General features: G+C 44.2%; 10 protein-coding genes. 4 read left to right on the forward strand and 6 right to left on the reverse strand.

What is annotated here, in order from left to right; translation table 11 throughout:
- Positions 1-40 precede the first annotated feature (40 nt).
- The 3 genes from AB6F11_RS03770 to AB6F11_RS03780 all read right to left on the reverse strand — a co-directional run bounded on the left by AB6F11_RS03770 (position 41) and on the right by AB6F11_RS03780 (position 4,329).
- Positions 41-1,825 carry an ABC transporter ATP-binding protein gene (locus AB6F11_RS03770; protein WP_017064807.1) on the reverse strand — a complete coding sequence of 595 codons (1,785 nt, stop codon included), beginning with the start codon at positions 1,823-1,825 and terminating at the stop codon, positions 41-43.
- Positions 1,819-3,582 carry an ABC transporter ATP-binding protein gene (locus AB6F11_RS03775; RefSeq protein ID WP_017059523.1) on the reverse strand — a complete coding sequence of 588 codons (1,764 nt, stop codon included), beginning with the start codon at positions 3,580-3,582 and terminating at the stop codon, positions 1,819-1,821. The genes AB6F11_RS03770 and AB6F11_RS03775 overlap by 7 nt, the downstream gene beginning before the upstream one ends.
- A gap of 228 nt (positions 3,583-3,810) precedes the next feature.
- Positions 3,811-4,329, reverse strand: coding sequence for an NUDIX hydrolase (locus tag AB6F11_RS03780; RefSeq protein ID WP_017059522.1), 519 nt, complete (start codon positions 4,327-4,329; stop codon positions 3,811-3,813).
- Positions 4,330-4,631: 302 nt separating this feature from the next.
- Between AB6F11_RS03780 and AB6F11_RS03785 the strand changes: the two genes are divergently transcribed.
- The gene (locus AB6F11_RS03785) at positions 4,632-4,892 is read left to right on the forward strand and encodes a DUF333 domain-containing protein (RefSeq protein ID WP_017059521.1); all 261 of its coding nucleotides are present in this window, start codon (positions 4,632-4,634) and stop codon (positions 4,890-4,892) included.
- Positions 4,893-5,021: 129 nt separating this feature from the next.
- Here the strand turns inward: AB6F11_RS03785 and AB6F11_RS03790 are convergent, their stop codons facing one another.
- The gene (locus AB6F11_RS03790; protein WP_102393581.1) at positions 5,022-5,900 is read right to left on the reverse strand and encodes a YdcF family protein; all 879 of its coding nucleotides are present in this window, start codon (positions 5,898-5,900) and stop codon (positions 5,022-5,024) included.
- A 356-nt stretch (positions 5,901-6,256) separates the two neighbouring features.
- Between AB6F11_RS03790 and AB6F11_RS03795 the strand changes: the two genes are divergently transcribed.
- The 3 genes from AB6F11_RS03795 (at position 6,257) to AB6F11_RS03805 (ending at position 10,504) form a co-directional block, all read left to right on the forward strand.
- Positions 6,257-7,627 (forward strand): L-serine ammonia-lyase, encoded by a 1,371-nt coding sequence (locus AB6F11_RS03795; RefSeq protein WP_102393582.1) that lies wholly within the window; start codon positions 6,257-6,259, stop codon positions 7,625-7,627.
- A 415-nt stretch (positions 7,628-8,042) separates the two neighbouring features.
- Complete coding sequence (locus tag AB6F11_RS03800; RefSeq protein ID WP_080582209.1) at positions 8,043-9,521, forward strand: peptide MFS transporter; 1,479 nt, start codon at positions 8,043-8,045, stop codon at positions 9,519-9,521.
- Positions 9,522-9,721: 200 nt separating this feature from the next.
- Positions 9,722-10,504 carry a siderophore-interacting protein gene (locus AB6F11_RS03805; protein WP_017070633.1) on the forward strand — a complete coding sequence of 261 codons (783 nt, stop codon included), beginning with the start codon at positions 9,722-9,724 and terminating at the stop codon, positions 10,502-10,504.
- Between the two features lie 134 nt (positions 10,505-10,638).
- Here AB6F11_RS03805 and AB6F11_RS03810 read toward each other — a convergent pair whose 3' ends face one another.
- Positions 10,639-11,541, reverse strand: a complete 903-nt coding sequence (locus AB6F11_RS03810) for a multidrug transporter (protein ID WP_102393583.1) — start codon at positions 11,539-11,541, stop codon at positions 10,639-10,641.
- Positions 11,542-11,677: 136 nt separating this feature from the next.
- Positions 11,678-12,382: a phosphonate utilization transcriptional regulator PhnR gene (gene phnR / locus AB6F11_RS03815; RefSeq protein WP_029235340.1), complete on the reverse strand. Its 705-nt coding sequence runs from the start codon at positions 12,380-12,382 to the stop codon at positions 11,678-11,680.
- Between the last annotated feature and the right edge of the window lie 4 nt (positions 12,383-12,386).

Consider the following 12,386-nt stretch of genomic DNA (forward strand, 5'->3'; position numbering starts at 1 on the left):
AATTCATAGTATCGATAACGGTAAACCTGATTTGAGGTGATCAGGCAACCGTTACTTGAGAATCGCCCGTTTCTACAATCGATTCTTGTAACAAGCCAGCATAAATACCATTGTGTGCCACCAGCTGTTGATGATTACCTTGCTCAACAATTTCACCCTTTTCCAACACCAAAATCGTATCTGAGTGACGAACGGTACTCAAACGGTGTGCAATCGCAATCACGGTTTTTTCCTTGAAAAGGCGCTGCATTGCTTTTTGAATCAGGTCTTCAGTGATTGAATCTACCGAACTGGTCGCCTCATCAAGCATCATCAATTGACCACCCTGTGCAACCGCTCGAGCGAACGAGATAAGCTGCGTTTGCCCTACAGACAAGTTAGAGCCGTTCTTTTCCAAGTGGAAGTCATAACCTTGTGGCAATTGTTCAATAAACTTATCGGCATAAACATAGCGCGCCGCCTGTTCAACCTCAGTTCTAGATAGATGCGTTTTGCCCAGCGCGATATTGAATTGGATGGTCTCTTCAAATAAGTGCACGTCTTGCATCATCATTGAGAACAAATGAGCAGAGTCTTCACTTGAGATCTGTGACAGCTCTATTCCATTCAACAAAATGCTGCCTTCATAATCTTGGTAGGTTTTAGAGATCAGACGCAGAATCGTCGACTTGCCCGAACCCGTCGAACCCACAAGGGCGATTTGATGCCCTTTCTCCAATACAAACGAGACATTCTTTAGAACGTAGGGAGAGTCGTCTTTGTAGCGGAAGCTTACGTTCTTAAACTCTAGGCTCACAAACTGTTCAAGCTGTTTCTCAACCTTGTTAGATGGCAGCAGGTTACGCCCTTCCTCTTCAGTCGGCTCAACAAACAGTTCTTCAATATGGTCAAACGCTGCAAATGAACTCTGAATCGAAGCGATCTGCGAAGTAAAGTCTCGGATCGGAACAAACACTTTCTCTAAAGTATTGATGAACGCAATCAGCACACCCAAGGTGAGCGCTCCTTCTATCACTTGCTCAGAGCCATACCAGATCATAATCGCGATAGTGATTGAAGTGATGCCGGAGATAAACGAGAACAAAATCGCATCGTATTTATTGATCTTCTTCTGCGCTCTTAAAAACTCATCGGTATAGCCTTGGTAGCGTTGCTCGACTTGCTCTTCCGCTCGGTACATCTGAACGGTTTTCATGCCAAATAAGACTTCTTGTAAAAAGCCAATACCGCGAGCCAACGAAGAACGAGTCACCTTATAGAGTGCACGAAGTCGGTTTCGTACATAAACCGTCAAATACATCACTGGTGGCATAATGATCAATACAATCATCGTTAACTGCCAATCAATAAAGAACATCATCACTAACAGAGCAATGGTATTGATGCTGTCTTTAACTAGCCCGACAACCGACTGAACAAACGTCTCGCCGATGGTTTCCAAATCACTGGTTAATCGTGAAAGCGTTACGCCAATCGGTGTGTTATCAAAATAGCTGCGCGGTAGTTTGAGCACGCGAGCAAACAATACTGAGCGCATGTCAGTTATCGTGTATTGACCAGTTTTACGCAGATTGTACGAATAGGTGGTATCCACCACATAACTCGCCACCAGCACGGCAACGAGATAGAAGACGTATTCGAGCAGACCATCCATATCCCCGTGACTCAGGTGAACATCGATCACTTGAATGATCAGCCAAGGGAACAACAAGCTCGTGATGACAGAAAGAGGAAGCATAGCGATGCCCAGAATCGCAGAGCCTTTGTATTTCTTAGCAAACTTAAAAAAGTGCTTGAGGTACTTGAGATCAACACGTTTTAACATGCTGCTGCCTCCGTTTCATTCTGCTGTAGTTGCCATGTATCGTAATAGTAATCACAGGTTTTCAATAACGTGGCGTGGTCGCCCTTCGCGATCACTTTACCTTCGTTCAACACGATGACTTCATCCATATATTCAAGGGCATTAACGCGGTGTGAAACCACAAGAACCGATTGATTTTCCAAACGTTTAAACAAACCTTCCAAGATCTTACGTTCTGTTTCATAGTCGACAGCCGATAGAACGTTATCCATGATGATCAGATCGGTGGGTTGTAATAAAGCACGCGCAATACTTAAGCGCTGTTTCTGACCACCTGACAACATGATCCCTTTCTCACCGACTAAGGTTTGATCGCCGTGTTCAAAACGTGTCACATCACTAGCCAACTGGCTGAGCTCTAGCACTTCATCAACCTGACTCTTTGCCAAATCGGTATCTAGGCTACCAAAGCGGATATTGTCTTCGACGGTTGCTGAAAACAGGTAAGGGTCTTGAGTCACGGTTTTCACGTAACGGCGTAAGTCACTGCGTGAGAAGCTAGTGACATCTCTTTCACCAAGGAAAACAGAACCTTGTGGTACATCCAAGTGGTGGTTTAAGCAGTTCACTAATGTCGTTTTACCCGCTCCGATCCCGCCTAACACACCCACTTTCTTACCTGTTGGAATATCAAAGCTGATGTCATCGAGAATCACGCGTTCTTCACCTGAATAGCTGAAGCTGAGATTGCGAACGGAAAACGTTTTTCCCTTCAGCGATTCAACATCTAATTCAGTAAGCTTATCTTCATCTAGCTCTGGGACTTTGGCATTAAGAATGGTTTGTGCACTTTGGATACCGACCATGCCTCGCTGATAAATGGTCGCGATTCTGCCAAGTTGCATCAATGGCATAGCGAGCAAAACTGAGTAAGTCAGAAAGGCGGTAATCTCACCAAGTGTGAGTTCCTGTCTCATTAACATGTAGCCACCAAGCCCAAGAATGATGATTTTCATCAGGTCATTGGCGTAGTCGAGTACCGGCATAAAGAAGACTTGAATGCGTGTAATTTTAAGGCGGCATTCAAGCAATAACTGGTTCAGTTTTTCAGTTTCAGCTTTCACCCAAGGTGACATCTGCTGGCTCTTAATGAGATCAATCCCAGACAGGTAACTCATTAGCTGAGCAGACAGATTTTGTAGGCGCTTCATGTGCTCTAAATGCAGCGTTTTCATACGCTTGAAGCCCACACGGAAAATCACAAAAGCGATTGAGATAGGAATGATCGAATACAGTGTGAGTTCTGGCGATATGCGCCACATGTAAAGAGGCGTCAACGACAACGCAAGCAAGGCATTGAAGAACTGCAAGAAGCCGACACCAAACAGCAGTCGAATGCCACTAAGGTCATTGTTGATAATCGAGATCAGTCGACCCGAAGCAAAGCGTTCGTGAAAGCTGCTCGGTAAGCGATTCAGCTTTTGTAAAAGAGTACTTTTGAGCGCAGCCTCTGTAATTCGCCCCGGATTAAGCGCATAAATACGAGACAAAATTCTCACCACCACCATGGCAACCGACATCCCGACCACAATCCAAACATAGGTTTGAAGCTGTTGGTGGCCAGTTGAAGAGGCATCATCAATCAAATCTATCGCCAATTGGATATAGCGAGGGATCTCTACTTGTAACCAGTTGACGAGAAAGATGAATACAATCGCCAATAAGTACGAGGTGCGATTCATGCGCAGATAATGGGCAATAAACTGTCTTTTATTCATAGTATTCTTTGTTTAGGGCAGGCTCACAGCGAGATTTAGCGATATAACCGAGCAGTTAAGCTAGATAGGTTCATCGCTGAGGTAAAGATACATCAAAAACACTTAGTTGACAATATCAACTATATTCAATAATTAGTTTCCGCTATTAAATTTTAGCATTGCTGGAAACAATTTTGCCGCCAAAAGTGGCGGCAAATAAATAGCTTAGCAGGCTAGTATTGATAACGGCTAAAGCATCTCTTTGGCAATCAAATGCAGCAAAAAGGTTTCACGTTCAATACTCATGCCCTTCTTAGGGCTCTCTGCCATGGTCTTTTCGTTATGAGCGATCGCTTCATGGATATTCATCCACACCGGTTTCATCCCGTTTTTCACTTCATAATCTTCGTAAGCCGTTTCACCAAGCTCACGATCGATCTTGCATGAGTAGCAGTAAGAAATCATGTGCATCATGTCTGCATCATCTTTGTACCAAGGACGAAACTCTTCAAAAATGCCGAACGGCTTGATGCTATGGATATTCTTCGCGCCAGTCTCTTCTTCGAGTTCACGAACCATACCTGCGATCACATCTTCCCCTTCATCCAAACCACCACCAGGAATGGTGTAGTCGTGATAACGCTCTGTATACAGCATCAGAATGTCTTCACCATCTAACACAATGGCACGGGCAGCGTTGCGCTTATAGACCGTTTTATTGTCTAGATGGTCGATATCAGGATGGATGGTTGTTTTTAGGTGTCTCATGATTCTGACTGCTCTACTGAATTTGGCGGCATCATATCATAATCATCAATAGATTCGAGGTTCACAACCGCTAACCAGAACGGATCGGACGGGGATATTCCTACGGTAACTTGAATCCACTTAGCTTGATCTAACACTCAAAAAGTCGTTAAACATGAAGAAATATCAACCTATTTCAATATCTTGACCAAATTAGGACAACCTTTTCTGAAATCTAAAATATACTAATTTCATAGAGCTTCTCATTTGGTTCTGTAGAACTTAACGCATTCGATTATAGAGTTATCACGTAGGAGATAGACATGAAGAAAATTGGTTTGATGGCTGTATGTGCCGTTGTATTAGGCGGTTGTGCAAACGACTATGCAGAATATAGCGAGGGCCAACGTGTTTCAGTCGCTAACCCAGCAGCGGTTTATTGTGTTCAACAAGACGGTGAATTAGACACGGTTACTGAAAACAATCAGCGTACAACTTACTGTGTATTCGATGACGGCGAGCGCATTGAACAGTGGGAGTACTACCGCAATAACCATGAGCAAGATTCAGAAAACCAAAGTTAATCACTGTAAAAAGCACATGAGCCTTCTGGCACAATGTTATGGGCGATGATTACGTTCGAGCGGTTAAAAACATCGCTGAAGAAGGCACTGAACTTCTAGCTTTTGGCATCACGAGAAAGAAATAATCACCTATCGCCACCAGCGATGTGTGTGATCCGATTCCGGATCTAAATAACGATTCAATAAAGTCAGGTTAGTATCTAGTAGAGCTAGGTATTCCCTGACTTTTTTTACATCGGTACCCACTGAAGTCTGCTGGATACAGCGCTCCAATGCTGGGAGTAAACTCTCCACAATGTCAAAGTCAGATGAACGTCCAACGAGCTCTTTGGCAGTGATCAATGCTTCCAAAGACAGTCTTTCTGGCTCTCGTCTAACCAACTCTAAATCTCGCTTAAATGCGCCCGCACAAACACCTTCAAGATAAACTCGGTAGGTCGTCAGTACGTCCATCAACAGAAACAATTGCCCCTGAGCACTTTGATGTGGGTATGGCACCGCAACATGAGCCTCCAACCTGCGATCTATTTGCTGCTCTACCCCAAGTGCGGAACACTTCTCGATGAGAACTTTAAGCAAACCTTGCTCGCCCATGAGCGATTGAATCTCGAATATACGTTGTAAATGGTAGTCATTCGAAACGAATGTCACTTGCACACTTTGCCCGCGAGTAAACAGCCCGCTTGCAATCATCTCTGAGGCCAAGTTCTGTATGTTCTCGACAGTGTTGGTCGAGTGCTGCTCGAGCAAAATCGCCCCTAAAGAAAACGGATGTTCACGCTGCTTTTCAAGCTTTCTAAAGTACTGGTGCATCGCGTCGGCTTCAGACAGTGTTTGCCCTTTTGTTAGCCCACCACAAAATGCTACCGCAGTTTGCTGATTCGACTCTTCTACCAAAGGCTCCGCCAGATACTCAACCAAAGCATCAACTCGACTGATTCCTTCATCAGTCAATTTATTCTTATTAAGTCGCTTACCCAGCACAATAAGGAGGTGATTAATGCTCATTTTATGTTCAAGTCTCGTTTTGGGGATTAGATGGAGTGAATTATGTATACAATACTTGTTAACAAAAGTATTTTGAAATTCTTATATGTTGCTCGCAATAATGCTCACTATTGATAGCGACATCTTAGGTAATACAAGAATAAACGTGTCGCTTTACAGCAAACATAGCACGCTCTTGTATTTCATCGCTCTATGCTTGTTAGCACTAGTCGATAAAAGAGCCCTTTCAATCAATGAATACGCTCTATCGCATAACTGTTTCACCCACAGAACAGGTTCACTCAAAGAAGTGCAACTAACCAAATACAAATTTTACACAGAGTTCGTCCATCGAACCGTCTTCACAGGAAGTTACTATGCTGTCTATTTTTGATATCTACAAAATTGGGGTTGGACCATCCAGCTCCCACACAAATGGACCAATGATCGCTGGGTTTAACTTTACCCAAAAAATTGATGCTCAGCTTAAGCAAGTGAAGCGTATTCAAATCGACTTATACGGCTCGTTATCATTGACGGGTATTGGTCACCACACAGACAGAGCAACTTTGTTAGGTTTGCTCGGTAACCGCCCCGACACCATCAAAATTACCAGTGCTAACCAAGCAATGCGTAAAGCGATTGAAGATAAATCTCTATTGGTTAGCGGTAACCATGAAATTTATTTCGATGTAGAAAGCGATCTGCTCTTCCACAAAACTAACCTTCCGTTGCATGAAAATGGCATGACTATCTCTGCCTTTGACGAAAGCGGCAGCCTTCTGGATATGGAAACCTACTACTCGATTGGTGGTGGCTTTATCGCAACCGCTGATGAGCTACAAAACGGCAAACAGGAAGCAGAAACACAAGTTGAGTTCCCTTTCTCTTCCGCTGATCAGTTACTTGAACTATCCGAACAACAAGGACTGAGCCTTGGTGGCTTAATTCTGCGTAACGAAGTGTCTTTCCAAGGTATGGATGTGATTGACCGGAAAGCCGACCAAATTTGGAAGGTGATGTCTCTGTGTATGCAGCGTGGCTTTGACACGGAAGGCATTCTTGATGGCGGTCTAGAAGTCACTCGTCGAGCACCTGCTCTGCTTAAAAAGCTTGAAGCGAATGCCTCGATTGAAAACGATCCAATGGAGATCATGGATTGGATTAACCTATTTGCCTTTGCCGTGAGTGAAGAGAATGCAGCGGGCGGTCAGGTCGTGACATCACCTACTAATGGTGCGGCTGGCGTTATTCCTGCGGTTTTGATGTACTACCATCGTTTCATCAAAGAGCTAGACACTAAGCAGCTTAAAGACTTCTTGGCAGTCTCTGGCGCAATCGGCATCTTATACAAAACCAACGCTTCGATTTCTGGCGCAGAGGTAGGTTGTCAGGGTGAAGTCGGCGTTTCTTCATCAATGGCCGCAGCAGGCCTAACTGCCCTACGTGGTGGTAGCAACGAACAGATTTGTATTGCCGCTGAGATCGCGATGGAACACTCACTGGGCATGACATGCGATCCGATCGGTGGCCTTGTTCAGGTGCCATGTATCGAACGTAACGCAATGGGTGCAATGAAAGCCATCAATGCATCGCGCATGGCGTTGAAACGTACCAGCAAGTGTCTTATCTCGTTAGACAAGGTTATCGAGACCATGTATCAAACAGGTAAAGACATGAACAAGAAGTACCGTGAAACTTCTCTAGGCGGCCTGGCCGTGATTCACATGGCACCCCCGTGTGAGTAACAGACAGGAACACGAGTAGAGAAAGCCTCTATAGAGACGGCATTCTTGTAAACTTAGTTTTCAATATCTCAACAAAGCCAGCCACCAAGCTGGCTTTTTTATTGGCTAAAGCCCAACAGCTAATTGAAAGTGATACTCACTCAAAATAACTTATAGAATGACTACCTCTAACTTTCCCTTTATTAGTTCATTACTTAGCCACAAATGATGATGGCTAAATTTCATACCGCCATGCATCCACTTGCAAAATCTAACGTTGCAAACCTCATTCATGAGAAATATGAATGCACTCATAAGAAAAGATATATCGAGTAAAGTTCTGTTTGGGACAGATATTTCAGTTTATGTATTACTACTAATGATATTATAATCGGGTAATTACACTACATATTAATACAAACGTGAGAATAAAATAATGTGGAATAGATTAAACAAATCAATGATGTTCTGCCAAATGATGTTCGGACTTTCGTTCTATGGCGTCATGGTGATCTTGACTCGTTTCTTCCTTGAAGATCTGAACTACAATGAAGCCGACACCATGATGGTTGTTGGTGCTTTCTCTGCAATCGGACCGCTATTTGCTATCGCAGGTGGCTTTATCGCCGACAAGTTTTTAGGCGCCTACCGATCTTTAACCATTGCCTTCCTAGGGTTCGCAAGTGGTTACGTTCTACTGGTACTTGGTGCAGCAGCAACCAATGTTCCGATGGCATTATGTGGTATTGCGTTAGCAAGTTATGCACGTGGTTTGATGTCCCCTTCTTACCCAAGTCTTTACAAACGCACGTTCAAAACTCAAGAAGATTTTGAGAACTGCTACCCAATCAACTACTCAGTAAACAATATTGGTGCTCTGTTAGGCCAATACCTGTTCCCAATGCTAGTACTTGTTGTTGGTTTCCACGGTGGTTTCCTTCTTTCAGCGGTGCTAGCCGGTGCTGCGCTTCTGATGATGATCTTTGTTCGCAAAGGCCTTGTTGAAGCAAGTGCTGAAATCGACCAAAAACCAGTAAGCACTAAAAACTGGGCAGCGTTCCTTGGTCTTTCTGCAGCAATGATCGGCTTGGTATTCTTCATGTTCTCTAACATGGATATTGGCCAAAACATCGTGTACGCAATCGGTGGTGCAGCGATCATCTACTTTGTCTCTTTGATGATGAAATCGAAGAAATCAGACATGCTAAAAATGGGGACTATCTTAATCATCACATTCCTGACGACATGTTTCTTCGTGTACTACGGTCAGATGATGACTTCGATGACAATGGTAGCGATCAACACAATGCGTGGCGATCTATTTGGTTTCATCCCTGTCGCACCTGAAGCTTCAATGGCAATGAACCCACTATGGTGTATGGTTGCTGGCCCTATCATCGCGGGTATCTTCTCTAACCTAGAAAAGAAAAACATTAACTTCTCAACTGCAACCAAAGTCGGTTTCTCTTTCATCCTTACGGCTATCGCTTTCGGTATCCTTACGATGGCAGTAACGACAGTTGGTGACGATATTCTGATCCGCCCAGAAGTCTTCCTAGCGATTCACTTCTTCCTAGCATTCGGTGAAGTGATTGTAGGTTCAATGGTTGTAGCCTTCATCCTGTCTGTTGCACCTAAGCACATTGAAAACTTCTCAGTAAGCTTGTTCTCTGTTGCTATCGCACTATCAGGCATTGTTGGCGCGGTATTCTCAACGTCTATTGCACTAGAGAAAGGTCAAGAGATCACACAAGAGATCGTGCAAACGGTTTACGGTGATTACTTCCAAATGCTGACTGTTCTTGCCGTCGTGATGGTAGGTATCGCAATGGCAGCATCGTTCATTATTCGTAAGATGCTAGAAGCTGCGAAAGCCGCTGAAGAAACGATTGAACTAGAGCAAGCAAACAGCTAATTCTGTTCGCTGAGTCAAACCAATCCTAAGAGCCCTTTAGTTTTCTAAAGGGCTCTTTTTTGTAGGATCCGTTTCTCAATAGGATCTGTCGTATAAGTTACGTAGTACATGTGTAAATCAAAGTAAATGATAACTATTAGTATTGAGTGTTTTTTAGTTCAGGATTATGATGTGGAAATCCAAATCTAAGAGAGCCTTATATGAGCAAGCCTAGCCCTATCACATTAACCGTTACTCAAACCTCAACAATTACTCCAAACATGCAGCGCATAACGCTTAGCGGTGAGGGATTAAGTAAATACCCAACAGAATGTGCCGGCGGCTACATCAAGCTTTTATTCTCGCCACTTGGCACGACTGATTTAAGCCAGCTAAACGAAGGTGAGCGCCCAACCATGCGCACTTACACCATTCGTCAGTACAATCCTGTAGAGCAGTGGATTGAAGTTGATTTTGTTCGCCATATCACTACAGATTTGCAATGTGGTTTTGCGGCTCGATGGGCAATGAACGCAAAAGTGGGTGACACGGTTTCAGTGGCTGGCCCTGGTTTAATTCAGGGGCTTAACCTAGAGTCAGACTGGTTCTTCTTAGTTGCAGACATGACGTCCCTACCTGCGCTTTCTGCAAAAGTAAAAACGCTCCCAGAAACAGCAACTGGTCACGCTATCATTCAGATCAACTCAGCAGCAGATAAGCAGGTACTTGAGACTCCTCAAGGTATCAAAGTAACCTGGTTGATTGAAGATGAAACCTCAGAGTCACTTTCACAAACCGTGCGCAACACAGAATGGTTAGAAGGTCAGGTTTCAATATGGACAGCGTGTGAATTTGAAAGCATGCGTGAGCTAAGACAATACTTCCGCAACGAAAAAGAAGTCGCGAAAGAGAACATCTACATCAGCAGCTACTGGAAACGTGGTGTCACTGAAGATGGCCACAAAGTGTTGAAACAGCAAGATGCTCAAGATTTAGCGGGGTAAGTCTTTTACTACCTACAGCTTCTTACTAGATAAAGAGAAAACGCCCTTAACGAAGTTTGTTTCGCTAAGGGCGTTTTTTCATTTAACTTAATAGAGATACCTATTCACAAATCCCCAATCACTCAGGCGATCTTTTAAGTCAATGAGATAACTAAGCCAGCAATAATTAGAGATACGCCTACACCGCGAGTCGCGTGCCACTTTTCCTTTAAAAAGTAGATCCCCATCACTACGCCGAAAATGATACTCACTTGCCTAAGAGCAACAACCAAGCTGACATTTTCAGTCATGGTCATCGCAAACAGCACTAAGCCATAGGTCGAAGCCATCATAATGCCTGCAAGCGTGGCTTTCTTTCGCAGTATCCAAGCATTAGTAAACTCGATTCTTTGGTTGGTTACGAATAACCAAACACTCAACGGAATCACAATTGCCCAAAACTGAATGCCTAGGTAGAAAATCGCGGTGTGCTTGTTAGTTATAACTGGTGTGCTCAAAGGATCGAGTAACAGAAGCGCTTCTTTATCAATGATGGAATAGCCCGTGGTACCAATGGCCGCGATTAACGCCCACAGTACGCCAAGGTTGAGATACGCTTTTAACCTAAGATCTGAAAACTTCTTAAGTGGTACAAACAAACAACCCAAGGTAATCAAGGTGAAGCCAAACCATTGATTAGGTGACAGCTCATAGCCTATCAACACCGTGCCTAAACCCACCATCAACACGGGCAGTGCCCGTGCCATTGGGTAAATCACACCGATATCAGCTTGTTTATAGGCCGCGCCTAACCCAATCAAATAGATGATTTGACAGATCCCACTCAAGAAAACCAGTTGCCAAAATGGAAGTAAGATATTTGACAGTCCAACGCTGTGAACATACCAGATCAAGTAAGGCGTCAATATCGCAGCAGCGGCAAAGCCAGAGGCTAAGAAGAAAGACGAGCCCGATCCTTGATTCGATTTACCTAGAACGTTCCAACCCGCGTGAAGCAAAGCCGAAATAGTCACGATGACGATGGCAGAGAATTCCATTTCATTCCTAAATTATAGATGAATTAGCACAACGGCTGACAACAGGTGATAAAAAGGCCTCCGAATAAGAGACCTTTGAACTTTTCAATTGGGCAATCCTGCATAATTGCAGATATGCTAACGTTCTAACGTATGACTAGCGCTCTAGCTGCGCGATTGACTCAATACTGATCGCGTCATGACGCCAATACTCAATATCACAGTCAATCAGATCGCCGTTTTGATTGTAGTTAACACGCTCAACAACCATTGCAGGTGAGCCAGAAGTCGCACGCAGGGCTTGCGCTGTCTCGCCAAGTAAAGACGTTGTGCTCACTCGGTAACGGATCTTCTGATACACCACACCAAAGTGTTCGCGGTAGATGTCCGTCAACGATTTAGACAAGTCATAATCAAGCAAGTTAGGGAACAACTCTGGTCGAATGTAGTTGGTCACATACACAACCGGCCTATCTTCAAGATAACGAACTCTGTCTACTCGATAAACGTCCGAGAAAGGTTGTAACTCAAGAAGCCGAGTCGCCTCCTTGGTTGCTAACATTCCTTTCGCCGCCACCAACTCAGTTTTCGGCTGTCGATTCTGCGATAGAGCCATATTGGTGAAGTTCAGCGTTTGTGTTGGATCGTAACGAAGCGGCTCGGGAGAGATAAACCAACCACGTCGGTCTTCTCGATAAATGCGCCCTTCCGCTTCAAGTGAAGACAAGGCTTCGCGTAAGGTAACTCGAGTCGTATCAAACGATTCAGCCAGCTTACGTTCCGCAGGCAGCTTCTGTCGTGGTGTTAACATCCCCGACTCTATCTGCTCTACGATGACATCTTTGATTTTTACGTACTGCACTTCA

The organism is Vibrio sp. 10N.247.311.14 (assembly GCF_041467715.1).
GTDB classification, from domain to species: domain Bacteria; phylum Pseudomonadota; class Gammaproteobacteria; order Enterobacterales; family Vibrionaceae; genus Vibrio; species Vibrio crassostreae_C.